Here is a 25,754-nt window from a genome sequence, read left to right as displayed (position 1 = left end):
CATAACCCAATATTTTACTTCACTTGCCGAGTATAAGCAGCATTCAACAAAGCAATACGGCGTGTCAATTCTTGATAACGCTGACGCTGTTCGGGTTCTTTCAAGCCCGTAGCAATCAATGCCGACTGCTCTGCCTTGATCGCATCCAATTCGATGCGATGCAGCGCATCACGCCATTCGCCTTGCGGATCAGGCAATTCTTCCTCGCCCAACAGCTCCGTGGCGACCGCTTCCAATACCGGGGCCAGGTCAGACTCGGGGTCTACGGCTTCCAGTAAAGCGCCTGCGTGACGCGCCGAGCTGATATTACTTAAGGCAATCAGCTCTTGCACTAAACGTAAGTGGGGACTCTGCGCCAAAATTTCAAGTTGTTGGTCGCCCAACCCGCCCACCAGGGTGGGATGGGCAATTAACAAGCGCAGCAATCGCTTGGCCATGGGTGTAACCGCACGGCTGCCACCCATGACAGCCCGTTCGGGCCGCTGGCGATTATTCTTGCCCTTGCCACGGCCGGTAAAAGACCGTTCCTGCGAGGGCTGCGGCGCATGCCACTCTGGCTCCTCTTGCCAGCCATCCATAGGCAGGCTATCGGCAAACGAGCCATCAAAGCCGTCATCAAACGGCTCCATGCCTTCTGAAGACGAGGCTGGCTGCGCAGGAATGGGGGGTCTGGCCACCAAACCGTCTTGCGCAGGAGGTGTCTCAAAAGTGGGCCGACGCACAGGCTCAACCGTACTTAAGCGCTGCGCCAGCTCATCGGGCGTGAGCAGCACCATCCGGGCAAATTCATGCTGAATCTGCACCTTCAATGTGCTGTCGGCCAGCTCCAGCAATAGCGGCAAAGCTTCATGCACACAAGCGGCACGGCCTTCGGCTTCATCCATGCGGTGGCGCGCGGCCAGCTCATCCAGGAAAAAGCGCGACAAGGCCGCCGCTTCCTGAGCCTGCTCGCGAAACGCTGGCGCGCCGAATTCACGCACAAAGGAATCGGGATCGTGATTGTCTGCCAGGAACATGAAACGGATAGACACGTCATCACGTACCAATGGCAAACATGTATTGAGCGCACGCCATGCGGCCTTGCGCCCTGCTGCATCACCATCAAAGCAAAACACCAGCCGGTCGCTGGCGCGCATCAATTTAGTGATGTGATGTTCTGTAGTCGCGGTACCCAAGGTTGCCACGGCATTGTGCAAGCCGCTTTGTGACAGGGCCACCACGTCCATATAACCTTCAACAATCAGGACAAAGCCTTCTTTGCGTATGCCCTGACGTCCTTCCCATAAACCGTAGAGTTCATGGCCCTTGGAAAACAGCGTTGTCTCTGGCGAGTTCAGGTATTTAGGCTCGCCCTTTTCGATCAGACGACCACCAAAACCAATAATGTGGCCTTTGGTGCCGCGAATCGGAAACATGACGCGCGAACGGAAACGGTCGTAGCGGCGACCGTCCTCGGACTCGATCACCAGGCCCGATTCAACCAGTTGCTTGTCTTCGTACTGCGGAAAAACAGCCGATAGCCCACGTCGCTCTGTACCCGTCCAGCCCAAGCCGAAACGAGCAGCGGTCTCCCCATCCAGGCCACGACGTTTTAAATAGTCGATAGCAATGGGTGACTGTTTGAGTTGACGCAGGTAGTGCCCTTGGGCGGTCTCAAGAATCTGATGCTGGCGCGACAGTTCGTCTTTGCGACGAGCATCGGCAGCACGTTGACGCGGAGTTCGGTCTGCTTCGGGCACAGTCATTCCGACGGACCCAGCCAAGCTGCGTACCGCCTCGGGGAATGAAGCCCCTGTGTGTTCCATCAGGAACGAGATAGCCGATCCGTGAGCGCCACAACCGAAGCAATGATAAAACTGCTTGGTGGGACTGACTGTAAATGAAGGGGATTTTTCGTTGTGGAAAGGGCACAGGCCAAGCAAGTTGGCCCCGCCTTTACGCAACTGCACATATCGCCCGACGACATCTACGACATCGACACGGGCGAGCAGTTCCTGAACAAAAGATTCAGGGATCAATACAAGCGTGGAGGCAGTTGCTGGCTGCGGATGCGTTTGTAGTGACGCTTCACGGCGGCAGCGTGCTTGCGCTTGCGCTCAGCCGTTGGCTTTTCGTAGAATTCGCGCGAACGCAGCTCGGTCAACAGACCGGTTTTTTCAATAGTGCGTTTGAAGCGACGCAGAGCGACTTCAAAAGGTTCGTTTTCTTTCAGGCGAACAATGGACATGTAATCCCTGACCTTTGTAAATAAAGAGTTAGCGTAACAGATAGCCCATTATGGTAGCACGATTGCTCGTATACACCAAGCAAGGCGCAAATGGGCTATCCACCAAGTGTCTGAATGCCAGCGATCAAGCCTGGCCTGTACCCTTGCGAATCCAAGCGTCAAGCTGATGAGGGCGAATGCTATCGTAGTCCTCAAAAGGCTGATGAATCCAGGGATTTGTGGGCAACTTGGACACGTAGTAGTCTGGGTCGACTTGTGCGTGGCCTTTCCACCACAAAACGGCGGTTTTCAGCTCGGTGATCGCGGGGAACTGCGCGCGCAGGTGATCGCGTACACGCATAAAAGTCTTGCCCGTATCGACCATATCATCGACCAGCAGCACATTACCATCCAACGTGCCTCGAGTGATGGTGATGTATTGCGCAATATCCAGATCACCCTGTTCGGTACCGGCGGCTTCTCGATAGCTGCTGGTAGCCAAAATACCCAGGGGTACATCATAGATGCGCGAAATAACGTCCCCCACTCTCATGCCGCCTCGGGCCAGGCAAACAATTTTCTCGAATTTCCAACCGGACTCGTGAATACTTAGGGCCAATTGTTCAATCAGACGATTGTATTGTTCCCAAGAAACCCATTCATCGGTATCGCTACTAGAGGGCAGACTCATAATTATTCCAGATATAAATGCAATAGCTGCGCCTTTCATACCTGCAAAACAAGAGTCTGGTAGGCCGCGCAGCATCCAGAACGACAAAGCGGCCCAAGGGCCGCTTTGTACGCACCGTACAACGGTGCAAGGCATTATACCGCGAGAAATCGCTTATTTGGTAAACGGATCGCGCAATACGATGGTTTCGTTGCGATCTGGCCCCGTCGACACCATATCGATAGGTACATCGCACAGCTCGGCAATACGTTCCAGATATCGACGAGCATTGATAGGCAGCTTGTCGTAGTCTGTCACACCCACTGTGGACTCAGTCCAGCCGGGCATCTCTTCCAGCACGGGCTCGGCTTCGGCAACAGCGTGTGCACCGTAGGGCAAGACGTCCAGGAATTCGCCTTTATAGCGGTAACCCACACCAATCTTGATCTGCTCAACACCATCCAGCACATCCAGCTTGGTGATGCACAGGCCCGAAATGCCATTGATCATGACCGAACGCTTCATGGCAGCAGCATCAAACCAGCCACAACGACGTGGACGGCCAGTAACCGAACCAAATTCCTTGCCAACGGTAGCCAGACGCATGCCGGTGTCATCCAGCAGCTCGGTGGGGAATGGACCCGAACCGACGCGAGTGGTGTAGGACTTGGCGATACCCAGCACGTAGCTCAGTTCTTGGGGACCAACACCCGAGCCCGCGGAAGCAGCACCGGACAAGCAGTTGCTGCTGGTAACGAAGGGGTAAGTACCGTGGTCAATATCCAACAATGCACCTTGAGCACCTTCAAACAAGAGCTTCTGCCCTGCTTTTTTGGCTTGGTACAGATTGTTGGTGACGTCAGCCACCATAGGAGCCAGTTGCTCGGCATGCTTCATGGCCAGATCGCGCACTTGTTCGGCGGAGACAGCCTCGGCGCCCAAGTACTGGGTCAACACGAAGTTGTGGTAATCCAGCGCCTCGGACAGCTTCTCGTCGAAGATTTCAGGGTCGTACAAGTCTTGTACGCGCAGGGCACGGCGTGCCACCTTATCTTCGTAGGCTGGGCCAATACCGCGACCCGTCGTACCAATCTTGCCATCGCCTTTACGCTTTTCACGAGCCTGATCCACAGCGATGTGGTAGGGCAAGATCAGCGGGCAAGCAGGCGAAATCTGCAGGCGCGAACGCACGTCCAGACCGGCCGCTTCCAGTTCTGCAATTTCAGTCAGCAAGGCTTCAGGCGACAGCACTACACCGTTACCGATGTAGCAAGTGACGTGCTCATGCATGATGCCCGAAGGAATCAAGCGCAGAATCGTCTTCTTGCCATTAATCCACAATGTATGGCCAGCGTTATGCCCACCCTGGAAACGAACCACGCCATGCGCGGACTCGGCCAGCCAGTCGACGATCTTGCCTTTGCCTTCGTCACCCCACTGGGTGCCAATCACCACAAGGTTTTTGCTCATGTCTAGTATCAGAATAAAGGAGGCCGGCACAGTGCCGGACCGATAACAATCACCTGCGCCACAAGCCGTTTGGCTTACAGCGCCCTAACTTGCCATTGACCGTCCAGCAAGACGAGCTCGCGGTCGATCACAAATTCATCCAGGCTCAGCACCTGTCCTGGCAGCATCTGAATCACAATTTCACCGCTTTGGCGCAATTGTTTTACGGTTGCAATCAGGTCAGAGTCATTGCCCCAGGGAGCACGAACTGCACGAGCTACCTGCGCCGGAGCCAGGCCGGCGGACAGCTTGCGCAAATCCAGGCTGAAACCGGTAGCAGGTCGGGCACGGCCGTACATGCGTCCAATGCCATCAAAACGCCCACCCTTGACCAAGGCATCATGCCAACCCTCGGCGTACACCGAGAAGATCAGACCAGAGTGATAGGCGTAACCGCTGCCAATATCGGCCAGGTCCACCGTAATCTCGTGACCTGGCAAAGCATCAATAAAGCTGCGCAGGCTGCCCAGCGCTTCACGCACTTCCGGCTCATCGGGCAATACGCTACGAGCGCGCTCCAGCACGCTGCCATCGCCATACAGTGAAGTCAGCGCCAACAGATAACGAGTAGTTTCTGGCAGACAGCCCGACTCACGGCCCAGGGCACGCAGGCCAGACACATCTTTGGCGTTCAGAAGCTCACAGACTTCTGCCACGCGGGTTTTCAAAATAGGATCGCGCTCGATCAGAAAGCGCCCCAGATCAGGGTAATTCAGGTCCAGACGAGGATGATGCACCCCTGCCCGTCCCACACTTTCCAGCGCCAATTGCACCACTTCCAGATCGGACTCGATGCCGGCATGGCCGAAGATTTCTGCGCCGATCTGCAAAAGCTCGCGATCCGACAACAAACCTGCCGGACGGGCATGCAAAACCGAACCACAGTAGCACAGACGAGTCACGCCTTCGCGATTGAGCAAGTGAGCATCGATACGCGCCACCTGGGGCGTCATATCAGCGCGTACACCCATCGTACGACCTGAGATCTGATCGACAACTTTACTGGTACGCAGATTCAGATCTGTGCCAGAAACCGCTTGCAGGGATTCCAGATACTCCACCAGCGGCGGAGCAACCAGCTCGAACCCGTAAGTACGATACAAGTCTAGCAAATCGCGGCGCAATTCTTCGATGCGGCGCGCCTCTGCAGGCAAGATATCAGCCAGGCTCTCTGGCAACAACCAATTGGACATACTCGTGCCTCGGACTACTTATAAACGAAAGTTCCAGCCAAACAAAAAGCGACTTGGGGCTTGTAAGCCGCCCAAGTCGCGTGCGAAGTGGTGTTAGTAACTTACACGCTAGTATAAACGATCAGGGCCGCAGGTGGAACACCCGCGGCCCTAAGTTCTCTAGCGTGGATCAGTTAGCTGGCGTTGCTGCCGATCCTTGCTTGCCCCAGTACTTGAAGAAATCAGAGTCGGGACTGATGACCAGCGTATCGGTCTGCTGACTGAAGGCACTGCGATAGGCTTCCAGACTGCGGTAGAAACGGTAGAACTCGGGGTTCTTGCCATAGCTCTCGGAGTAGATGGCTGCAGCTTCCCCTTCACCTTGACCGCGAATGGCCTGAGCCTGTGCGTAAGCATCGGCCAACAGCTCTTCGCGCTGACGTTCGGCTTCAGCACGGATGCGTTCGCTTTCAGCCGCACCGGTTGCACGCAAGCGGTTGGCTTCCTGAGTACGCTCAGCTTCCATACGACGGTACACGGATTCCGAAATTTCAGGAGCGAAGTCGATACGACGCAAACGCACGTCAATCACTTCCACACCCAAAGGACGGGCACGAGCTTCTACTGCCGTCAGCACTTCACGCATGATGGCATCACGCTCGGTAGACACCACATCTTTCACGGTACGCACGTTGACCGATGCGTTCAGCGCGTCACGGATCTGGGCCTGCAAGCGCTCCACAGCACCACGGTCGGTGGAACCGAAGGTCACGTAAAACAAGCGTGGATCAGCAATACGCCATTTGACGTAGGAGTCGATCAGCAAGTTTTTCTTTTCGGCAGTCTGAATACGCTCGGGGTCCTTGGTTTCAATCGTCTGCAGACGCTTGTCAAGGAAAACAACGTTTTCAAACGGCGGTGGCAGTTTGAAATACAAACCGGGAGTGGTGATCGTGCCACGCACTTCACCCAGAGCAAAAACCAGAGCAGCATCGCGCTCACGCACGATGAAAACGGAAGACAGCAGCAGACCGACAATTACCGCCAGGGCCACTAGAGCAGGAAATAAACGTTGCATCAAGCTCTCCTAGCGTGCGTATGGGGAATAAGGACTGACCAAAGAACCCAGCGAGGTATCCAGATTGGCTGGATTAGCCGGTGCGGGTGCTTTCGGTGCCACAGCCGGAGTGGCTGGACGGCTGACCTGTCCTTGCGAAGCGGCCGAGGCGACGGGTGCGGAAGGATCCGCTTCGCCACGACTGCCTACCTGACGCACGATCTTGTCCAAAGGCAGATAGATCATGTTGTTATCGCTACGCGTGTCGACCAGCACCTTGCTGGTGCTTTCCAGAATTTCCTGAATGGTAGACAAGTACATACGATCACGAGTCACACCAGGCGCCTTCACGTACTCAGCTTCAACACTGCCAAATCGTGCGGTATCACCCTTGGCGTCACCCACAACGCGAGCCTTGTAACCTTCAGACTCCTGCATCATGCGAGCCACTTGACCAGCGGCTTCTGGCAACACCTTATTGGCGTAAGCCTGACCTTCGTTGATCTGACGTTCGCGGTCTTGACCGGCCTTCACAGCATCGTCAAAGGCTGCCTGAACCTGCTCAGGCGGCTGCACGTTCTGAATAGCCACGGTGCTGATCTGAATACCAGTACGGTAGCGATCGAGAATGGACTGAGCCAATTGCTGAACATCAACCGCAATCTGGGTACGGCCGGAGTACAGAACCGAGTCCATCGGTTGTTTGCCCACCACTTCGCGCATCGCGGTTTCAGCCGCCTGACGCACGGATTCGTCCGGATTATTGGTATTAAACAAGTAATCAGGCGCGCCCGTTGGCAGCAAGCGGTACTGCACCACGTACTGCATGTCGACGATGTTCTCGTCAGTGGTCAGCATCAGGGACTCAGGCAATACTTTATTGCGAGCACTACCCCGAAAGCCCACTTCAAACGTACGCAGCTGGGAAATATTAACGGTTTGATGATCTTCGATCGGAGCGGGCCAACGCCACTGCAAACCGGGGTTCAAGGTTTTTGTGTATTCACCAAAACGGGTGACGACCGCAACCTGACCTTCCTGAACGATGGTAAAGCCACTGGCCAACCACAAACCCACCGCCACCACACCGCCGATAACCAGCAGTTTGGGCGAACCTTTGGGCATGGATGGACCCGTGCTACCACCAGGAGGCATGCCCCCGGGAGGGGAGCGACGTCCCTTTTTACCGAATAAAGATCCCAACCGACTGTTGAAGTCACGCCATACCTCGTCGAGGTCAGGCGGGCCATCTTGTTTCTCGGGGCGGCGAGGTGGCTCGGAACCGTTTTTGCCACTGTCTCGTCCCCAACCGGGATCATTGAGATTGAAAATTTTATTGTTCAGACGCATTGTTTTCCGCGAAATGACCTGATTCGACGATTGCCGTACGCAACCCATCCAATCCGATGCGCTCTAAAGCGCTAACAAAGACTCGGGCAATAGTACCATGTTCGTCCCGCTCTACCCGTGGCTCATAGCCGGCCTGGTCAATTTTGTTGTAGACCAGAATTCGGGGGATTTCATGGGCCCCGATGTCCTCCAGAACCTTGTGAACTTCGGCGATTTGTTCATCGCGTTGTGGGTTGGCGGCGTCCACCACATGCAGCAGTAAATCAGCATGGACGGTTTCTTCCAACGTGGCCCGGAAAGCTGCAATCAATGTAGGCGGCAGCTCTCGAATAAAACCGACCGTATCCGATACAACCACCTGCCCTGCCCCTTCGATCCAGACGCGACGCGTAGTGGTATCCAGGGTGGCAAACAGTTGGTCGGCCGCATAAGCGTCGGCACGAGTCAGCGCGTTGAATAAGGTGGACTTGCCCGTGTTGGTGTAACCGACAAGCGACACCGACAAAGTTCCACTACGGGAGCGTGCTCGACGCTGGGTACTGCGCTGGCGTTGCACCTTGGCCAGACGTTCGCGCAAGGTGCGAACCTTGTCACCAATCATCCGGCGGTCCATCTCCAGTTGGGATTCACCCGGACCGCGCATGCCAATACCACCCTTTTGACGCTCGAGGTGGCTCCACATGCGTGTCAAGCGAGAAGTCAGATGCTGTAGCTGGGCCAACTCGACCTGCAGTTTCCCTTCATGACTTTGGGCCCGCAAAGCAAAGATGTCCAGAATCAGGGCGACACGATCGACCACCCGCAATTCCAGCTTGCGCTCCAGGTTACGCTGCTGGGCCGGGCTCAACGCCCGATCAAACAGCACAACTTCTGCCCCCGTGGCCTTGGCCAGGGCAACAGCTTCTTCCAGCTTGCCGGTACCGATGAAGTAAGCCGGATCTGGACGAGAACGACGAACCACCAGCAACTCGACGATCTGGGCCCCTGCACCTTCAGCCAGCATGACGAACTCTTCGGCATGTGGCTGATAGTCCAGCTCACCCATATCCACACTAATAACGAGTGCCTTCAACGCTTGCTCCAGAAACAAAGACCCGCCCGCGGGAACCGCGAGACGGGTCTTTCAGAGTACAAAGAACTGGGTGAGGATTTACTCAGCCTGCTCATCCGCAGCCAAAGTAACAGGGCGTGCAGGAACGACGGTAGAAATCGCGTGCTTATACACCATCTGAGTGACTGTATTACGCAGCAGCACGACATACTGATCGAAGGATTCAATCTGACCTTGCAGCTTGATGCCGTTAACCAGGTAGATCGACACAGGGATATGCTCCTTGCGCAGTGCGTTCAAAAACGGGTCTTGTAGTATTTGCCCTTTATTGCTCATTGGTGAGGCTCCGGTTATGTTGTTTTTCCAGAAGTGGAAGCGAATCCTACTACTTTACCGGGTTTTCCCTGAATCCGCACGTTTCAATCTGGAGATATTTATCTAATAGGTGTATATCAGGCGCCTTGACCCAAAATCTGCCGCAAACTGTTGCACAGTCGGGCACATTGCTCGGGAGAACCCACCGTAATGCGCAAATACTGCTCAATACGGCTTTGGCGGAAATGGCGCACCAAAATACCTTGCTCACGCAGGGCCTGCTGAATACCAGCTGCCGAATGCTTAGGGTGCGTTGCCATCAAAAAGTTCGCTTTGGATGGCAAAATTTCAAAACCCAGCTGTTCCAGGTCCGCACGCAATTGCTCACGCGCGTCAATCACGGCCTGGCACTGACGCTCAAAATACTCGGCATCTTTCAGCGACGCGACGGCACCTACCTGGGCGATGGTATCCATGGGATAGGAGTTAAAGCTGTCCTTGACCCGCTCCAGCGCCTGGATGATCTCCGTGCTGGCCAGGGCATAGCCCACACGCAAGCCTGCCAAGGCGCGCGATTTGGACATGGTCTGGATGACCACCAGATTGTCATACTTTTCCAGTAAGCCCACCGACGAGTCACCACCGAAGTCCACATAGGCTTCATCCACGACCACGGTTGTGTCGGGGTTGGCGGCCAAAATGGCCTCAATGTCGGTCAGGGAAAGCGGAATACCGGTAGGCGCATTGGGGTTGGCAAAAATAATGCCGGCTGGCTTCAGGCTGCGCTCACGCACATAATCTTGCACGTTCAGCGTGAAGTCTTCACGCAGCGGCACGATATCTGCCGGTACACCAAAGTACGAACAGTAAGTGGTGTAGAAGCTGTAAGTGATATCAGGCAGCAGGACGGGGCGCACGCCGCGCAGGAACAAGGCGCTGAACACATGGGCCAGCACTTCGTCCGAGCCATTGCCCAAAAAGACATTATTCGCTTTCACACCGTGGTTTTGGGCCACGGCATCACGCAGTTCCTGCGCACTGTAGGAAGGGTAAAGACGCAAATCATCGGTCGCCGCCTGCCGGATGGCTTCCAGCGCTTTAGGCGACGGACCGAAAGGATGTTCGTTCGTGTTCAGCTTCAAGAGATTATCCAGCTTCACCTGCTCACCTGGCACATAGGGAGAAAGCCCAGCTACATGGTCACTCCACAAACGACTCATTACGCATCCTTCAGATAAGGGTTTTTAGATGATTTGAATTCGATCCGCAACGGTGTGCCTTCCAGCTTGAAGGCTTCGCGGAAACGCGTTTCCAGATAACGGCGGTAACTGTCCGAAATCGCATCCAGGGCATTGCCGTGAATCACCACGATCGGAGGGTTCATGCCGCCTTGGTGAGCATACCGCAACTTGGGTCGGAAAATACCCTTGCGCGGCGGTTGTTGCTGCTCCACCGCCTCTTGCATCACACGGGTGAGCTTGGGGGTAGACAGCTTGGCAAAAGCGGCTGCATGCGCAGTGTTGACCGATTTGAGCAAAGGATTGATCCCCTGCCCTTTCAAGGCCGACAAGGTGTGCATCTTGGCAAAGTTCAGGAAGCGCAATTTGCGATCAAACTCGCGTTGAATCCATTCGCGCTGGTACTCGTCCAGACCGTCCCACTTATTAATCCCCACCACCAAGGCACGGCCAGTTTCCACCACGAAGCCGGCAATGCTGGCGTCCTGGTCGGAAATTTCGGTATGGGCATCAATCATCAGCAAGACCACGTTGCACGCCTCAATGGCTTGCAGGGTCTTGATCACGGAGAATTTCTCAACGGCCTCGAACACCTTGCCGCGCTTACGTAGGCCAGCAGTGTCGATCAGGGTGTATTCCACCCCGTTACGCTCGAACTCAATTTCGATCGCGTCACGCGTTGTACCGGGCTGGTCAAAGGCAATTACCCGCTCTTCACCCACCAAGGTGTTGATCAGGGTGGATTTGCCCACGTTGGGGCGGCCCACAATCGCCAACTTGATACGATGCTGGAATGCTTCTTCGTCCTGGTCATCGCCATCAGACTCTGGGCTGGGCACTTGTTCCAGAGCCAGATTGATCAGCTCTTCAACGCCGTCGCCGTGCGACGCGGAAATCAGGTAAGGCTGACCCAGACCCAACTCGTGGAACTCTGCGCCGCCGGCCTCATAGCGCATGCCTTCGGCTTTATTGACGGCCAACAGCACTTTTTGACCCAGCTTGCGCAGCAACTGCGCAATTTCAAGGTCCAGGGCATTGACGCCCTCACGGGCATCGACCAGAAAGACAACGACATCGGCTTCGGCAATCGCTTGCTGAGTCTGACGAGCCATCTCCAACAACATGCCGGTTTTAGCGACGGGCTCAAAACCGCCCGTATCGACCACGATGTAGGGACGTTCACCTACCCGGCCTTCGCCGTAATGACGGTCGCGGGTCAGGCCAGGAAAGTTCGCCACCAAAGCCGCGCGCGAACGCGTCAGGCGATTGAACAAAGTGGACTTGCCGACGTTGGCCCGACCGACCAAAGCCACTACGGGCTTAAAAGAAACGCTTTTCAATTGATTCCAACCAAGACCAAATTACCATTGCCGGTTTGCACCACAACCCCACGCGAGGTTCCGATCAAAGGCGACACAATGGCACCACCGCCTACACTGACACGGCCCAACAAGGTGCCGTCGGTACGCGACAGAAAGTGAACATAGCCTTCTTTGTCACCGGCGGCGAGCGCCTGCGGCAAGACGGCCAAAGGAGCCAGACCACGGTTACGCAAAGCATTCTGCGTCCAGATTGTTTGCCCGTCTGTCATGGCAAAAGCTTCAATCTGATCGCGGCTATTGGCGGCATACAACATATGGTTGTCCGCTGCGACACCGGTACCGGCCGAAAATTCCCTATCCCATACCAGACGTCCACCTTGGGAGACGTCAAAGCAAGCAACCCGACCTTGATAGGTGGCGCCGCACAGCAAAGGATCGACGACTTGGGGCGCACCCACTACGTCATTAATACGCTCCAGATCAGTGGCGCCACGGGAAACAGAAATACTGCCTTCCCACACCAGATGACCTTGAGCAGCGTCAATCGCCATCAGACGACCATTAGGCATACCTGCCAAGAGCAGACCGTCGATGATGCGCATTTGCATGCTGGTTTTCAGCGACAAGGCTGGACCGGGGCGCTGCAAGCTCCAACGCAGATCACCGGTGCTAGCATCAAATGCCTGCAAACGGTAATCGCTGGTACGCACCACGACAACACCGGCACCCACGACAGGCGGCACATTCACAGCGCTGCTACTGCGGCTGCGCCACAATTCCTTGCCCGAATCGTCAAAGGCGATGACATTGCCGTCCACCGAGGCGACGGCCGTAACCACACCGTCAGAACCCGCACCGGCAGTCAGCTTCTTGCCGGCATTGGCGGACCACTGCACACGTCCTGTGTCCAGATCCACTTTGCTGACCTGACCCGACACGGCGGCAGCGTACACGGAAGAGCCGTTCAGCTGAGGAGCAAAGCCTGAATCAGCGCCACTACCGATGGAGGTGCTCCAAGACACTTTGGCAGCCACACCCGGTGTGTATTCCGTCAGGGGCGTAGGCTCAAACCGTGGGTCCTTGCTGGAGAACATGGAGCAACCCGCCAGCGCGGTCAGGCTCAAAGCCAGAGCGCTCAGGCGCAAGGCACGCATAGCAGAGGACGGGGTTTTGCGAGTAGAAAGAGACATGTATTAAGCTCCTGCCAGGGCATCAAGTTTGATCTGTACCAGCTGCGAAATGGGGTCTTGCTTGAGCAACTCCACGGCCTGCTTCCAGGCTTCGCGTGCCGCATCGTACTGCCCTTGAGCAGCCAGAATGTCGCCCTTGCGATCAGCAAACAAACCAGCGAAGCTGGCAGGCGGATTATTCAGCTGAGCCAAGGCCTCATCGTAATTTTTCTGTTCCAGCAATACACCCGCCAAGCGCAAACGAGCCAGCGGTGTCAGCGCGTGATCGTGGTCCGTTTTGACCATCCACTCCAGTTGCTCACGTGCTGCGGTCAAGTTACCGCGTTGCTGCAAGGCCTGAGCCGCCAGCAATACGCCACGGGACGTGTAGCCAGACTTGGCAAATTCGCTGCGCAAAGTGCTGCTGGCAGCCAAAATTCGGGTATCCGATTCTTCTCCGGGCTGGGCAGCGGCGCTTTCCAACGCTTCAAAATAACCCATGGCCTGACCTGCCTGATGACCCTGATACCACTGCCAGCCACGCCAACCGGCCACGGCGGCCAGAACGGCAAAAGCAATCACAATGCACAAGGTGCCCCAGCGGTCCCACCATGCGCGCATGGCATCTAGTTTTTCCTGTTCTTCAAGATCGTAGGCCATGCTCAAATCCTTGCTGACAAAACACTGGCGAGTTCAGAAAAATCAACAGACTGTTGCTGCTCGGCGCCATCCGCAGCTCGCAACCACTTCACACTGGCCTGTTCTTTTTGGAGTTCATCGTCACCCAAGATAACGGCGGCCTGTGCACCACTGGCGTCAGCCCGCTTGAACTGGGATTTGAAACCACTGGAGCCGGCGTGAACAATTACCTGCAAACCGGCATCACGCAGTTGCTCGGCCAAGAGCGCGGCTTTGCGTTGCGCAGCCTCGCCTTGGTGAACCATATAAACCTGGCATTCGGGCACGGCCTGTTGTTCGCCATCTTGCGAGCACAGATCCAGCAAACGCTCCATGCCAATGGCAAAGCCCACCGCAGGAGCAGGCTTGCCGCCCATCAATTCAATCAGCCCGTCATAACGGCCACCGCCACATACGGTGCCTTGGGCACCCAGGCGATCCGTTACCCACTCGAACACGGTCAGATTGTAATAATCCAGACCACGCACCAGACGCGGGTTCAAGGTGTACGCAATACCGGCATCATCCAGACGCTCGCACACACCTTGAAAGTGAGCACGAGACTCTTCACCCAGAAAGTCGAACAGGCGTGGAGCCGCATTCGCCATTTCCTGCATGGCTGGATTCTTGGTATCCAGAACGCGCAAGGGGTTGGTATACATACGGCGCTGGGCTTCTTCATCCAGCACATCCTTATGCGCTTCCAAGTGTTCGATCAAGGCAGCACGGTGGGCCGCACGCTCTTCAGCCTGCCCCAGCGAGTTCAGTTCCAGACGGATGTCCGTCAGGCCCAGCATCTTCCACAGCCGTGCCAACATGACGATCAACTCAGCATCTACGTCCGGACCGGGCAAGCCCAGGGCTTCCACGTCAATCTGATGAAACTGGCGATAGCGTCCGCGCTGCGGGCGCTCGTGACGAAACACCGGCCCCAGGGCGTAAACGCGATGAGGCCGATCGTACAAAAGATTATGCTCGATGGTGGCGCGAACCATGCCCGCCGTAAATTCCGGGCGCATGGTGAGCTTGTCGCCATTGAGCGAGTCGGTAAAGGAATACATCTCCTTTTCGACAATATCGGTGACCTCACCAATACCACGAGCGAACAGCTGTGTATGCTCGAGCACAGGTGTGCGCATATTCCGGTAGCCATAGCTGGCCAGCCATTCCCGCACCAAAGCCTCCAAGGCTTCCCATTGTGCGCTTTCACCCGGTAAGGTGTCTTTCATGCCCGTCAGGGCGCGGAGCTTTTGAAACTGCTGCGTCATAATTCTAATGGTTTGCTCGCCATAGACTGACAAGCGTGTTGATCAAACCGTTGGAGCCTTGCCGTAGCGGCGCTCAACGTAATTCTGGACAATGGTCTGAAATTCTTGAGCGATAGTATCACCCTTCAGGGTCACGACTCGCTCGCCGTCCACATAGACAGGTGCCGAAGGGACTTCCCCAGTGCCCGGCAAACTGATGCCGATATCGGCATGGCGGCTTTCACCCGGACCATTGACCACACAGCCCATCACCGCGACGTTCATGGTTTCGACGCCGGGATACAGATCCTTCCAAACAGGCATCTGGTCACGCAAATAACTTTGAATATCGTTAGCCAGTTCCTGGAACACCGTACTGCTGGTGCGTCCACAACCGGGGCACGCCACCACCATAGGGGTGAAGGCGCGCAGACCCATGGTCTGCAAAATCTCCTGAGCCACCACGACCTCGCGGGCACGATCACCGCCCGGCTCAGGGGTCAGGGAAATACGAATCGTGTCGCCAATGCCTTGTTGCAGCAATACGGACAATGCCGCGGTAGACGCCACAATGCCTTTGCTGCCCATCCCCGCTTCGGTCAGCCCCAAGTGCAAAGCGTAATCACAGCGCGAGGACAAATCCTGATACACCGTGATCAAGTCCTGCACATGGCTGACCTTGCACGACAACACAATGCGGCTGCCGGGCAAACCCAGTTCCTCGGCACGCTGGGCATTGCTGATAGCTGAAATTACCAGCGCATCACGCATGACAGCTTGTGCCGTCCAGGGATGAACACGCTCGTTGTTCTGGTCCATCATGCGCGCCATCAGTTCGTGATCCAGGCTGCCCCAGTTCACACCAATGCGCACGGCCTTGTCGTAGCGGCAGGCAATTTCGATCATCTTGGCGAAATTGTCGTCCCGGCGCTTGCCACCCCCCATATTGCCCGGATTGATCCGGTACTTGGACAGGGCCTGAGCACACTCAGGATAGTCTGCCAGCAGTTTGTGGCCGTTGTAATGAAAGTCGCCCACCAGGGGCACATTCACGCCCATGCGATCCAACTGTTCGCGAATAGCCGGCACTTCGCGGGCCGCTTCGGGGGTGTTGACGGTAATACGAACCAGCTCCGAACCGGCACGCGCCAGTTCCTTGACCTGAATGGCCGTTGCAATCGCATCGACCGTATCCGTATTAGTCATGGACTGAACCACGACCGGCGCTGAGCCCCCCAGTTTCACCACATGATCACCCCAGCGCACGTCAACCGCACGCGTTACCCGTTTGGGCAGGGCGCCAACTGGCAAGGGTTGGCAAGCAGAGGAAATTTCGGGGCCCTGCGTCATTTCTTCAATTCCTTGAGCCAGTCAAATACCAGCCACTCTTCGGGAATCCAGCCCCGATCAATGGCATAAAAACCAGCTACTACCAACAAGACAATAATGATCAGAATCCAGATCCAGGAAAAACCGGAACGCGAATCCGCATACAGGCTCAAGTCGGCACTGGACAGGCTCGAACCAGAGGTGCTGCGTGGCACTGGCTTAAGAGCCGCAGCGTCACTGACCTGCGCCTCCAGCATTACCAACACGGCCGAAATATCCGCATCCAGAAAACGCGCATAGTTGCGCACCATGCCGCGCAAGGACTGTCCACCGGGCAACTGGTCCCACTCCTCGGCCTCAAGGGATTCCAGCTGCCGAACCGAAAACTTCAGACGGGTGGAGACTTCGTTCAGCGTACAGGCTCGCGCCAGACGCAGCTCGCGCAATGTAGGGCCTACACCTGTACCCGCTTGCGGAGCAGGTGGGTTGGAGGGGGCCAGAGTCTCGCTCATGCACGTTCCTGTTTGATTTGAATAACAGCACGATCAGGCAAACGTTGTTCGATACGGGTGCGATCACGAATATCGCCCGCCAACTGTCCACAAGCTGCCGCGATATCATCGCCGCGAGTCTTGCGCACCGTGGTGACCACCCCACCGTCCATCAACCGTTGGGCAAATTGTTTGACCCGTGCAGCTGAAGAGCGTTTCAGACCGGACTGCGGAAAAGGATTAAAAGGAATCAGATTAAATTTACAACGCACATTGCGCGCAATGTCGAGCAGTTCCTGCGCATGCTGGTCGGTATCGTTAATGCCGTCCAGCATGATGTATTCAAAGGTGATGAAGTCGCGCGGGGCATGTTCCAGATAGCGATTACAGGCATCCAGAAGCTCACGCAGCGGGTACTTCTTGTTCAGCGGCACCAGGCGGTCACGCAGCGCATCATTGGGTGCATGCAGCGACACAGCCAGCGCCACCGGGCAATCATTAGCCAAGCGGTCCATCATGGGCACCACACCGGAGGTGGAGACCGTTACACGACGGCGCGACAGGCCATAGGCATTGTCGTCCAGCATCAGGCGCAAGGCACCCAGAACCTGGTCGTAATTGAGCAAGGGTTCACCCATGCCCATCATGACCACATTACTGATCACGCGGGTCCCGGTTTGCTCGGCATCGCCAATGCGGGCCGTTTCCGGCGCACTTAGCAAGGCACGGCGGGCAAACCACAGTTGACCAATGATCTCGGAGGTCGTCAGGTTGCGGTTAAAACCTTGGTAACCCGTGGAACAGAAAGGACAGGCCACCGTACAACCAGCCTGGCTGGAAATACACAGGGTGCCACGGTCGTCCTCGGGGATGAAAACCGCTTCGACGGCATTGTCGCTGCCTACATCAAACAGCCATTTACGGGTGCCGTCGGCAGAAATATGTTCGTGCGACATGCTGGGCGCAGTGATAACGCAATTGGCGGTCAGCTGTTCGCGAAACTCGCGCGCCAGATCGGTCATCTGCCCAAAATCGCTTTGTTGACGCTGATGGATCCAGCGCTGCAATTGGCGCGCTCGGAAAGGCTTGCCACCCCATTGGGCGACCAGTTCAACAAGTTGCTCCGGGCCCAGGCCCAGAAGATTGGTAGGTTCGAGCGATGACATAAAAAATTAATACCCTCACGCGGTATGGCGATTGCTTCTGCGCTAATTCAGCCCAAAAGCCCTCTTTTGAAGGGCTTGCCCGGCTCACTGAAAAGACGGTGGGTCGGGCAAGTCCTGATCAGAGTGCCGCCAGTACTGCGCGGTTTAGCCGATTAACGGCTGTAAACGTTGCACTCTGGGAAGAAGAAAGCGATTTCAACAGCAGCAGTTTCAGGGGCGTCAGAGCCGTGAACTGCGTTAGCGTCGATGCTTTCTGCGAAGTCAGCACGGATGGTGCCAGCGTCAGCTTTCTTGGGGTCGGTAGCACCCATCAGTTCGCGGTTCTTGGCAATGGCGCCTTCGCCTTCCAGAACTTGTACGAACACAGGACCGGAGACCATGAAGTCAACCAGATCCTTGAAGAAAGGACGCTCGGCGTGCACGCCGTAAAAGCGCTCGGCGTCGCCACGGGACAGGTGAACCAGGCGACCAGCGATCACTTTCAGGCCAGCGCCTTCAAAGCGGGAAATAATCTGACCGATCACGTTTTTAGCAACAGCGTCGGGCTTGATAATGGACAGAGTGCGTTCAATAGCCATGTGAAAATCCAATTAAGAACAATATAGTGTAGTCTTTGCTGCGTAAAGCAAAATGCAGATCCGACGGTTCGCGCTAAATTTTTTAATGAAAACAAGCACTTTCATCAGATTTACGGCAACCCGGCATTTTACCACGCCAAAGACGCACGGCCACATCTTAAAATAGTGCATCTTACATTCGTTTTTTACCCAGGATTAGTCATGCCACACAGGGCGTCCAAACGCGCATTGGCAGGCAAAAAGACCGCATCACCATGACCAACTCATCTGCACCGACCTCTGACGACCAGTTATCCAAGAGCTTTGAACCCCAGGAAATCGAAACGCGCTGGTATGCGCGCTGGGAACAAGCTGGCCTTTTCAAGGGCGGCCAACACGTCCAGCCCTTGGGTGATCATCAGTCCGAACCCTTTGTCATCCAGTCCCCGCCACCGAATGTGACCGGGACCTTGCACATGGGCCACGCCTTTAACCAGACCATCATGGATGGGCTGACGCGCTACCACCGCATGAAAGGCGACGACACGGTCTATATTCCTGGCACAGATCACGCCGGGATCGCCACCCAGATTATTGTGGAACGCCAGCTGGATGCCCAAAACATCAGCCGCCACGACCTGGGCCGCGAAAAATTCCTGGACAAGGTCTGGGAATGGAAAGAAAAGTCGGGCAATACAATTACCGGCCAGTTCCGCCGCCTGGGCGCTTCCTGTGACTGGGAACGCGAATACTTCACCATGGACGACAATCTGTCCCGTGGTGTTTTGGAAACCTTTGTACGCCTGTACGAGCAGGGCCTGATTTACCGTGGCAAACGCCTGGTGAACTGGGACCCCGTATTGGGTACCGCGGTGTCTGACCTGGAAGTGGTCAGCGAGGAAGAGGACGGCCACCTGTGGGAAATCAGCTATCCGCTGACCACCCCTCAGGGCGGGCTGACCCACCTGACAGTTGCCACCACCCGTCCTGAAACCATGCTGGGCGACGTCGCCCTGATGGTGCACCCGGAAGACGAGCGCTACCTTGGTCTGATTGGCCAGACCGTAACGCTGCCACTGGTTGGCCGCTCCATCCCCATCATTGCAGACGACTACGTAGACCCGGCTTTTGGTACCGGCGTGGTGAAGGTTACCCCCGCCCACGACTTCAATGACTACGCAGTGGGTCAACGTCACGGCCTGGAGATGATCAGCATTCTGACGCTGGACGCTCACATTGCCGACACCGCTCCAGCCGCCTACCAAGGCCTGGAGCGCTTTGCTGCCCGCAAGCAAGTTGTGGCCGACCTGGAGGCCCAAGGCTTTCTGCACGCCGTCAAACCTCACAAGCTGATGGTGCCGCGCGGCGACCGCACCAATACGGTGATCGAGCCCATGCTGACCGACCAGTGGTTTGTCGCCATGAGCAAGCCCGCCCCTGAAGATTCGCTGCATCCCGGCAAAAGCATCACCCAGGTTGCCCTGGATGTCGTGTCCGATGGCCGTGTGCGCTTCTACCCAGACAACTGGTCCAACACCTACAACCAGTGGCTGAACAATATTCAGGACTGGTGTATTTCGCGCCAACTGTGGTGGGGTCATCAGATTCCTGCCTGGTACGCCGAAGACGGCCGTCTGTTTGTCGCCCGTTCCGAAGAAGACGCTCTGGAGCAAGCCCGCGCCGCTGGCGTGACTGGCCCGCTGCGCCGCGACGAGGACGTGCTGGACACCTGGTTCTCCTCTGCCCTGGTGCCCTTTACCGACCTGGGCTGGCCTGAAGAAACCCCGGACATGGCCCGCTACCTGCCCTCCAGCGTGCTGGTTACCGGCTTTGACATCATTTTCTTCTGGGTTGCCCGCATGGTCATGATGAGCATGCACCTGACCGGCCGCGTCCCTTTCCATACCGTCTATGTGCACGGCCTGGTGTGCGACATGGAAGGCAAGAAGATGAGTAAGTCCAAGGGCAATACGATTGACCCGGTGGACCTGATTGACGGTATTGACCTGGAAGGCCTGCTGCACAAACGCACCTTCGGCCTGATGAACCCCAAGCAGGCGCAAAGCATCACCAAGCGCACCAAAAAGGACTACCCAGACGGCATTCCCGCCTTTGGTACCGATGCCCTGCGCTTCACCATGGCGGCGTACGCCACACTGGGCCGCAACATCAACTTCGATATGAAGCGTTGCGAAGGCTACCGCAACTTCTGCAACAAACTGTGGAACGCCACCCGCTTTGTGCTGATGAATACCGAAGGCCATCAGTTGCACACCGATGCGCCCGCCGAGCTGTCCTTTGCAGACCGCTGGATCATCAGCTTGCTGCAAGGCCTGGAGCAAGATGCTGAGCGCGGCTTTGCCGACTACCGTTTCGACAACGTAGCCAACGCCATCTATCACTATGTCTGGGACGAGTACTGCGACTGGTACCTGGAACTGGCCAAGACCCAAATTCAGCAAGGCACGCCCGAGCAACAACTGGGCACCCGCCGCACGCTGATCCGCGTTCTGGAAGTGGTTCTGCGCGTCGCGCACCCCATCATCCCGTTCATTACGGAAGAGCTGTGGCAGAAAGTGTCGGTTGTCGCTGGCAAGCGCGCTGCTGACGAAACCACCAGCATTTCGGTCCAGCCCTACCCGATTGCGAACCTTGCTGCCATCGATGAGCAGGCCGTGGCCCAAGTTGCCGAGCTGAAAGCCCAGGTGGACGCCATTCGCGCCCTGCGTGGCGAAATGAACCTCTCGCCGGCCCAGCGTGTACCTCTGGTTGCCCAAGGTGACGCCGCAATCCTGACGGCCAACAGCCCTTACCTGGCCAGCTTGTGCAAACTGGAAAGCGTAGACATCGTGGACCAGCTCCCCGCCGACGCAGGTGCCCCTGTGCAAGTTGTGGACACCACCCAATTGATGCTGCACGTAGAGATCGACGTGGAAGCGGAGCGTATCCGTCTGTCCAAGGAAATCGAACGCCTGCAAGGCGAAATCAGCAAGGCCGAAGGCAAGTTGGGTAACGCCAGCTTTGTGGAACGCGCACCCGCCGCCGTGGTTGAACAAGAGCGCCTACGCGTGGCTCAGTTTGGTGAAACCCTGGCCAAGGTGAAACAGCAGTTTGATCGTCTGGGCTAATTGCTTGAACTAAGCCCCGCTGACAAGAAAAGGCCCTGCAATACTGCAGGGCCTTTTTGCATCTATTTACCCTCAACGCAGCAGAACTGTTCTGTTTACCCGTGACGCCTCCTGCTTGCCCCTACAGCGCAAAAGAACAAGAAAACACCACACAAGCACAAACCAGTCGCACCAGAAAAACAGAACACCCAACGCAGCATCAAGAAGCAAAGCCGTCTTTACAGCATCACCTCTTGCGATGCATTTTCCGAGCGATCTGCAAAAAGGCCTGAGCCGCTGGCGAAAGCCGCTCGAAATTCAATGCAGCCAAAGCAATTTCACGCGGTCGGCGTGGCTCCAGACTCCGATAGATCACGCCCTCCGGGGGTTCTGGCAAAGCCAGCCTGCCCGCAATCGTCACGGCCACACCCTGAGCCACAAACCCCAACATAGAAGACAATTGCTCAAAACGAAATAGCGTCTTGGGGACAGCCCCAGCCGCAGCCAAAAACTGATCCACATGCGGGCCTGAGCCCGCCGCTGTACGGATAAAAGGCAAGCCATGAAAATCACTGGCGGACACGCTGGCACAGACAGCCAAGCGATGCCCTGCAGGCAGCACAGCAACCAGCTCATCCTCTGCTACTGCCAAAAAGTCGAAGCGATCATCTGGCAGGATCACGAATCCCAACTCGACGCGCCGCTCCAGCAACCACTGCGCCACCTCGCTGTCCACACCCTCATCAATCTGCACTTCCACTTCGGGATGCGTTTGCCGGTAGCAGGCCAATAAATGCGGTAGTACGTGCAAGGACGAGGAAGCCCCAAAGGAGGCAATACGCAAAGTGCCACGGGCAATCCCCTGCTCGTAGCAGGCCTCCTGATGCAAAGCCTCTTTTTGCTGAAGGATGTCATTGGCACGCTGCAACAATCGAGCCCCTACTTCCGTCAGGGTCACGGCAGCAACACTACGCGAAAACAGGCACACCCCCAGCTCTGCCTCCAACTGCTTGAGCGCATGACTAACGGCACTTTGCGTAATCCCCAGGGCTGTCGCTGCGCGAGAAAAGCTACCGATTCTGGCCAGCACAGAGAAAATTTCAAGTTGAGTAAAGGTCATGAGTATTTACTCATTCGACTATGAAGCCAGAAAAGTAAATAGTACATCCACTGAAATTCTCCCCATAGTGGATTTAATGAAATTTCCCAATTACTCGGTACACCTAAGCATGATTGGCATGTCCGCCCTGTGGGGCGCTTCCTGGCCTTGGGGCCGCGTCGTGGCTCAAGCCATGCCGCCTCTGGCGGCAGCCAGCCTGCGCTTTCTGATTGCCAGCGTTGCACTGCTGCTTTGGATGAGCTGGAGCGGTCGCCTGAAAACCCTGTACACACTTGGCTCCAGACAATGGCTGGGCTTGCTCAATGCTTCTGTCTTTGGGGTGTTTGGCTATTCAATTTTCTTTCTTCTGTCACTAAAGCTAGTACCCGCAGGTAAGGCAGCCATGGTCGTTGCCCTGAATCCGGTCTTGATCCTGATTCTGGCCTCGCTACTCTTTCGCGAGCCGGTCAATAAAAAGATGGGCCTGGGTGTGGTGATGGCCGTGTCTGGTGCCTTGTACGCACTCAGCACCGGTTCTATCAGCAGCCTGATTCCCGGCCAAAACGGGATAGGTGAATGGCTGTTGCTAGGCTGCGCCTTGTGCTGGGTCAGCTACACCTTGATAGGCCGCACAGTGCTGACAAGCGTGGATTCTTTGACCGCCACCAGCATGACCACACTGATTGGCGCACTGCTCTTGTCAATCTGCAGCCTGAGTATCGAGGGCATCTCGGCCTGGAGCGGCCTGATTGATGTCCCAGTCCAAGCCTGGTACAGCATAGTTGCCCTGGCCTTAGGTTCCACAGCCCTGGCCTTTGCCTGGTATATGCATGGCGTGAAAATTCTGGGTGCAACATCGGCAGGTGCGTATCTGGCACTGGTGCCTTTGTTCGGTGTTCTGTTTTCCAGCCTGTGGCTTAAAGAAGCACTGAGCCCATCCTTGGTAGGCGGCGGCTTGCTGGCAATTAGCGGAATGGTCTTGATGAGCTGGGGGCGACAGACACTGAATATCAAGGACGACATTCCCACGAAAAAACCGGAGCTGCAACCTGGTCAAAGCGACTGAACAAAGCGACCCAGATACAAAACGGCCCGTCTGCGAACGGGCCGTTAAGGTTTAGCGGACTATTTTTTACGAGGCTATTCGCCCAAGGACGCCAGAGACGCCAAAAAACGCTCGTCCGCCTTACTGAGCTCACCACGCTGACGAGCCTGCTCGATCAACTCAGGACGACGCACAGCGGTCAAACGCAAAGACTGTTCACGTCGCCACGTTTGAATACGACCATGGTGACCGGACATCAGAACGTCGGGCACAGATTGATCCCGATAAACCTCGGGGCGGGTGTAATGGGGGCTGTCCAACAGGCCGCTATTATCGGCATGAAAGGAGTCCTGGCGCGCAGAATCCGCATCATTCAGGACACCCGGCAAAAGACGGATCACGCTATCGATAATGGCCAAGGAAGCAATTTCCCCGCCAGACAGCACAAAATCACCCAGAGACAATTCCTGAGTAATACGCGCATCAATAAAACGTTGATCGATTCCTTCATAGCGGCCACAAACCAGAACCGCACCAGGACCTTGAGCCAGCTCCTGAGCTACAGACTGGTCAAAGCGCCGCCCTGTAGGACTGAGCAAAATCACCTCTGGCTGATCGCCCCGATCCGCCAGAGCCTGATCCAAGGCATCGTTCAGAGGATCGGCCAGCATGACCATACCTGGGCCGCCGCCATAAGGACGGTCATCCACGGTGCGGTGCACATCTGTGGTGTAGTCGCGCGGGTTCCAGGTACGCATTTGCCAGATGCCCTGCTTATGCGCACGACCTGTGACGCCAGCCTCGCTGACCACAGTAAACATGTCCGGGAACAAGGTCAGGGCATCAAATCGCATGAGGACTCAGCAAGAGAAAAAGCAGGTAGAAATAGCACTGAGCGCCATTCAGACCCAAAGGCTGTGGCTCACAGACTATCTGATGGAAACGATCAAACAGCCCAGTGGCTGTGCAGCTCGCGAGCAGTCATGTCCACGCTATGCACAATAGCTTGCACAAAGGGGACGAGTTCCTCAAGCGGCCTGCCCTGTTCGTCTTTCTCGGGCGTAAACACGCCTTCGGCATCCCAGTGGCCACGATGCACAACCAAAATGGAATGAGCACTGTTATCCAGTACCTCTACCACTTCGCCTATGCTTTGGGGCTGGCCATCCTGTTCGCCAAAGAAACGGCAACCGATCAGATCGACCCAATAAAATTCATCTTCGTCCGCTTTGGGAAAAGCGGCGCGGGATACCCAAACGGTATGCCCCTTAAGAGCTTGAGCCAGCTCTCGATTATCCAGACCTTCAAACTGCGCCACGATGGTTGCACCATGCTGCTTTGCGGTTTGGATTTGTCTGGGTGACGCAGACGCAAAAACGCCCGCCTGAGAATCAGGCCGGGGCGTTTTTAACCACCATGTTTTTGAATGCAGCAGCGCCTTAGTCTGCATAGAATGAGGTTGGATCTTAACCCAACCGCGCACACCATAAGCGGAAACAATGCGTCCCAGCTCAACAAGGTCAGCAGGAATCGCGGATTGTTTCACACTAAACGCTACAAAAAAACAGGTGAATCAACTTAGGCAGCCGAAGCAACCTTAGCCGAGTATTCTTTCAACAGGCGAGCCACTGCAGGCGAAACCTGAGCACCGTTGTCGGTGAAGTGCTTTACGCGATCCATTTGCAGACGCAGGTTTTCATGACCTTCGCCAGCAACCGGGTTGTAGAAACCCAGACGTTCGATGAAGCGACCATCACGGCGTTGACGCGCCTCGGCGGCTACTACGTTGTAAAAAGGACGCTTTTTGGAGCCACCACGGGCCAAGCGAATTACCACCATTGATAATCCCTTTATTGTGTAAGGTAAACGGTAAACAAAAAATTCTAGCACCTTTCTGGTATGCATGCCAAAAGAGACACGCAAAACACCAGATTCAGTGCTAGAAACGCAACATACAAAGCAGTATTCTACCGCCG

Annotated in this window: 24 protein-coding genes; 2 read left to right on the top strand and 22 right to left on the bottom strand. The window is 56.0% G+C overall.

Features of this window, described 5'->3' with window-relative positions:
- Positions 1-14: 14 nt before the first annotated feature.
- The 18 genes from dnaG to ndk all read right to left on the bottom strand — a co-directional run bounded on the left by dnaG (position 15) and on the right by ndk (position 18,548).
- Positions 15-2,018 (bottom strand): DNA primase, encoded by a 2,004-nt coding sequence (gene dnaG / locus AC1RSM_RS03035; RefSeq protein ID WP_492929360.1) that lies wholly within the window; start codon positions 2,016-2,018, stop codon positions 15-17.
- Positions 2,015-2,227: a 30S ribosomal protein S21 gene (gene rpsU / locus AC1RSM_RS03030; RefSeq protein WP_003799344.1), complete on the bottom strand. Its 213-nt coding sequence runs from the start codon at positions 2,225-2,227 to the stop codon at positions 2,015-2,017. Before rpsU ends, dnaG begins: the two co-directional genes overlap by 4 nt.
- A gap of 124 nt (positions 2,228-2,351) precedes the next feature.
- Positions 2,352-2,897 (bottom strand): phosphoribosyltransferase, encoded by a 546-nt coding sequence (locus AC1RSM_RS03025; protein ID WP_492929358.1) that lies wholly within the window; start codon positions 2,895-2,897, stop codon positions 2,352-2,354.
- 153 nt (positions 2,898-3,050) lie between these two features.
- The gene (locus AC1RSM_RS03020) at positions 3,051-4,346 is read right to left on the bottom strand and encodes an adenylosuccinate synthase (protein ID WP_492929356.1); all 1,296 of its coding nucleotides are present in this window, start codon (positions 4,344-4,346) and stop codon (positions 3,051-3,053) included.
- 74 nt (positions 4,347-4,420) lie between these two features.
- On the bottom strand, positions 4,421-5,578 hold the full coding sequence (locus AC1RSM_RS03015) for an ATP phosphoribosyltransferase regulatory subunit (RefSeq protein ID WP_492929354.1): 1,158 nt from the start codon (positions 5,576-5,578) through the stop codon (positions 4,421-4,423).
- 169 nt (positions 5,579-5,747) lie between these two features.
- Positions 5,748-6,635: a protease modulator HflC gene (gene hflC, locus AC1RSM_RS03010; protein WP_492929351.1), complete on the bottom strand. Its 888-nt coding sequence runs from the start codon at positions 6,633-6,635 to the stop codon at positions 5,748-5,750.
- Between the two features lie 9 nt (positions 6,636-6,644).
- Positions 6,645-7,964 carry an FtsH protease activity modulator HflK gene (gene hflK / locus AC1RSM_RS03005; RefSeq protein WP_492929350.1) on the bottom strand — a complete coding sequence of 440 codons (1,320 nt, stop codon included), beginning with the start codon at positions 7,962-7,964 and terminating at the stop codon, positions 6,645-6,647.
- Positions 7,948-9,036, bottom strand: a complete 1,089-nt coding sequence (gene hflX / locus AC1RSM_RS03000; protein ID WP_492929347.1) for a GTPase HflX — start codon at positions 9,034-9,036, stop codon at positions 7,948-7,950. Before hflX ends, hflK begins: the two co-directional genes overlap by 17 nt.
- Positions 9,037-9,114: 78 nt before the next feature.
- A complete protein-coding gene (hfq, locus tag AC1RSM_RS02995) occupies positions 9,115-9,351 on the bottom strand; it encodes an RNA chaperone Hfq (protein WP_003799329.1) in 237 nt (78 codons plus the stop codon).
- A gap of 116 nt (positions 9,352-9,467) precedes the next feature.
- Positions 9,468-10,550, bottom strand: coding sequence for a histidinol-phosphate transaminase (gene hisC, locus AC1RSM_RS02990; RefSeq protein WP_492929344.1), 1,083 nt, complete (start codon positions 10,548-10,550; stop codon positions 9,468-9,470).
- Positions 10,550-11,908 (bottom strand): ribosome biogenesis GTPase Der, encoded by a 1,359-nt coding sequence (der, locus tag AC1RSM_RS02985; RefSeq protein ID WP_492929342.1) that lies wholly within the window; start codon positions 11,906-11,908, stop codon positions 10,550-10,552. Before der ends, hisC begins: the two co-directional genes overlap by 1 nt.
- Complete coding sequence (gene bamB / locus AC1RSM_RS02980) at positions 11,905-13,080, bottom strand: outer membrane protein assembly factor BamB (protein ID WP_492929339.1); 1,176 nt, start codon at positions 13,078-13,080, stop codon at positions 11,905-11,907. Before bamB ends, der begins: the two co-directional genes overlap by 4 nt.
- 3 nt (positions 13,081-13,083) lie before the next feature.
- Positions 13,084-13,719, bottom strand: coding sequence for a YfgM family protein (locus AC1RSM_RS02975; RefSeq protein ID WP_492929337.1), 636 nt, complete (start codon positions 13,717-13,719; stop codon positions 13,084-13,086).
- A 2-nt stretch (positions 13,720-13,721) separates the two neighbouring features.
- Positions 13,722-15,005, bottom strand: a complete 1,284-nt coding sequence (gene hisS / locus AC1RSM_RS02970; RefSeq protein ID WP_492929335.1) for a histidine--tRNA ligase — start codon at positions 15,003-15,005, stop codon at positions 13,722-13,724.
- Positions 15,006-15,047: 42 nt separating this feature from the next.
- Positions 15,048-16,334, bottom strand: coding sequence for a flavodoxin-dependent (E)-4-hydroxy-3-methylbut-2-enyl-diphosphate synthase (ispG, locus tag AC1RSM_RS02965; protein ID WP_492929333.1), 1,287 nt, complete (start codon positions 16,332-16,334; stop codon positions 15,048-15,050).
- Positions 16,331-16,825, bottom strand: coding sequence for a helix-turn-helix domain-containing protein (locus AC1RSM_RS02960; protein ID WP_492929331.1), 495 nt, complete (start codon positions 16,823-16,825; stop codon positions 16,331-16,333). The genes ispG and AC1RSM_RS02960 overlap by 4 nt, the downstream gene beginning before the upstream one ends.
- Positions 16,822-17,970 (bottom strand): dual-specificity RNA methyltransferase RlmN, encoded by a 1,149-nt coding sequence (gene rlmN, locus AC1RSM_RS02955; RefSeq protein ID WP_492929328.1) that lies wholly within the window; start codon positions 17,968-17,970, stop codon positions 16,822-16,824. The genes AC1RSM_RS02960 and rlmN overlap by 4 nt, the downstream gene beginning before the upstream one ends.
- Positions 17,971-18,122: 152 nt before the next feature.
- Positions 18,123-18,548, bottom strand: a complete 426-nt coding sequence (gene ndk, locus AC1RSM_RS02950; protein WP_492929326.1) for a nucleoside-diphosphate kinase — start codon at positions 18,546-18,548, stop codon at positions 18,123-18,125.
- 254 nt (positions 18,549-18,802) lie between these two features.
- Between ndk and AC1RSM_RS02945 the strand changes: the two genes are divergently transcribed.
- Positions 18,803-21,655 (top strand): valine--tRNA ligase, encoded by a 2,853-nt coding sequence (locus AC1RSM_RS02945; RefSeq protein WP_492929324.1) that lies wholly within the window; start codon positions 18,803-18,805, stop codon positions 21,653-21,655.
- A gap of 226 nt (positions 21,656-21,881) precedes the next feature.
- On the opposite strand, the gene AC1RSM_RS02940 is transcribed toward AC1RSM_RS02945, so the two are convergent.
- Positions 21,882-22,754, bottom strand: a complete 873-nt coding sequence (locus AC1RSM_RS02940; protein ID WP_492929322.1) for a LysR family transcriptional regulator — start codon at positions 22,752-22,754, stop codon at positions 21,882-21,884.
- A gap of 76 nt (positions 22,755-22,830) precedes the next feature.
- Between AC1RSM_RS02940 and AC1RSM_RS02935 the strand changes: the two genes are divergently transcribed.
- A complete protein-coding gene (locus tag AC1RSM_RS02935) occupies positions 22,831-23,799 on the top strand; it encodes a DMT family transporter (RefSeq protein ID WP_492929321.1) in 969 nt (322 codons plus the stop codon).
- A gap of 74 nt (positions 23,800-23,873) precedes the next feature.
- Here AC1RSM_RS02935 and trmD read toward each other — a convergent pair whose 3' ends face one another.
- The 3 genes from trmD to rpsP form a co-directional block, all read right to left on the bottom strand.
- Positions 23,874-24,632 carry a tRNA (guanosine(37)-N1)-methyltransferase TrmD gene (gene trmD / locus AC1RSM_RS02930; protein WP_492929319.1) on the bottom strand — a complete coding sequence of 253 codons (759 nt, stop codon included), beginning with the start codon at positions 24,630-24,632 and terminating at the stop codon, positions 23,874-23,876.
- A gap of 92 nt (positions 24,633-24,724) precedes the next feature.
- Positions 24,725-25,324, bottom strand: coding sequence for a ribosome maturation factor RimM (gene rimM, locus AC1RSM_RS02925; protein ID WP_492929317.1), 600 nt, complete (start codon positions 25,322-25,324; stop codon positions 24,725-24,727).
- A gap of 32 nt (positions 25,325-25,356) precedes the next feature.
- Complete coding sequence (rpsP, locus tag AC1RSM_RS02920; RefSeq protein ID WP_492929315.1) at positions 25,357-25,617, bottom strand: 30S ribosomal protein S16; 261 nt, start codon at positions 25,615-25,617, stop codon at positions 25,357-25,359.
- Positions 25,618-25,754: the final 137 nt, after the last annotated feature.

This window comes from Alcaligenes sp. GW821-FHT11D07 (assembly GCF_058808495.1).
Note: the sequence above shows the minus strand (reverse complement) of the source record. Positions and strands in the feature narration are given on the sequence as shown.

Bases quoted from the DNA above. Each gene is read 5' to 3' on its own strand.
- rpsU (WP_003799344.1), bottom strand. From the start codon at position 2,227: ATGTCCATTGTTCGCCTGAAAGAAAACGAACCTTTTGAAGTCGCTCTG.
- AC1RSM_RS03025 (WP_492929358.1), bottom strand. From the start codon at position 2,897: ATGAGTCTGCCCTCTAGTAGCGATACCGATGAATGGGTTTCTTGGGAA.
- AC1RSM_RS03020 (WP_492929356.1), bottom strand. From the start codon at position 4,346: ATGAGCAAAAACCTTGTGGTGATTGGCACCCAGTGGGGTGACGAAGGC.
- AC1RSM_RS03015 (WP_492929354.1), bottom strand. From the start codon at position 5,578: ATGTCCAATTGGTTGTTGCCAGAGAGCCTGGCTGATATCTTGCCTGCA.
- hflC (WP_492929351.1), bottom strand. From the start codon at position 6,635: ATGCAACGTTTATTTCCTGCTCTAGTGGCCCTGGCGGTAATTGTCGGT.
- hflK (WP_492929350.1), bottom strand. From the start codon at position 7,964: ATGCGTCTGAACAATAAAATTTTCAATCTCAATGATCCCGGTTGGGGA.
- hfq (WP_003799329.1), bottom strand. From the start codon at position 9,351: ATGAGCAATAAAGGGCAAATACTACAAGACCCGTTTTTGAACGCACTG.
- hisC (WP_492929344.1), bottom strand. From the start codon at position 10,550: ATGAGTCGTTTGTGGAGTGACCATGTAGCTGGGCTTTCTCCCTATGTG.
- bamB (WP_492929339.1), bottom strand. From the start codon at position 13,080: ATGTCTCTTTCTACTCGCAAAACCCCGTCCTCTGCTATGCGTGCCTTG.
- AC1RSM_RS02975 (WP_492929337.1), bottom strand. From the start codon at position 13,719: ATGGCCTACGATCTTGAAGAACAGGAAAAACTAGATGCCATGCGCGCA.
- hisS (WP_492929335.1), bottom strand. From the start codon at position 15,005: ATGACGCAGCAGTTTCAAAAGCTCCGCGCCCTGACGGGCATGAAAGAC.
- ispG (WP_492929333.1), bottom strand. From the start codon at position 16,334: ATGACGCAGGGCCCCGAAATTTCCTCTGCTTGCCAACCCTTGCCAGTT.
- AC1RSM_RS02960 (WP_492929331.1), bottom strand. From the start codon at position 16,825: ATGAGCGAGACTCTGGCCCCCTCCAACCCACCTGCTCCGCAAGCGGGT.
- rlmN (WP_492929328.1), bottom strand. From the start codon at position 17,970: ATGTCATCGCTCGAACCTACCAATCTTCTGGGCCTGGGCCCGGAGCAA.
- ndk (WP_492929326.1), bottom strand. From the start codon at position 18,548: ATGGCTATTGAACGCACTCTGTCCATTATCAAGCCCGACGCTGTTGCT.
- AC1RSM_RS02945 (WP_492929324.1), top strand. From the start codon at position 18,803: ATGACCAACTCATCTGCACCGACCTCTGACGACCAGTTATCCAAGAGC.
- AC1RSM_RS02940 (WP_492929322.1), bottom strand. From the start codon at position 22,754: ATGACCTTTACTCAACTTGAAATTTTCTCTGTGCTGGCCAGAATCGGT.
- AC1RSM_RS02935 (WP_492929321.1), top strand. From the start codon at position 22,831: ATGAAATTTCCCAATTACTCGGTACACCTAAGCATGATTGGCATGTCC.
- trmD (WP_492929319.1), bottom strand. From the start codon at position 24,632: ATGCGATTTGATGCCCTGACCTTGTTCCCGGACATGTTTACTGTGGTC.
- rpsP (WP_492929315.1), bottom strand. From the start codon at position 25,617: ATGGTGGTAATTCGCTTGGCCCGTGGTGGCTCCAAAAAGCGTCCTTTT.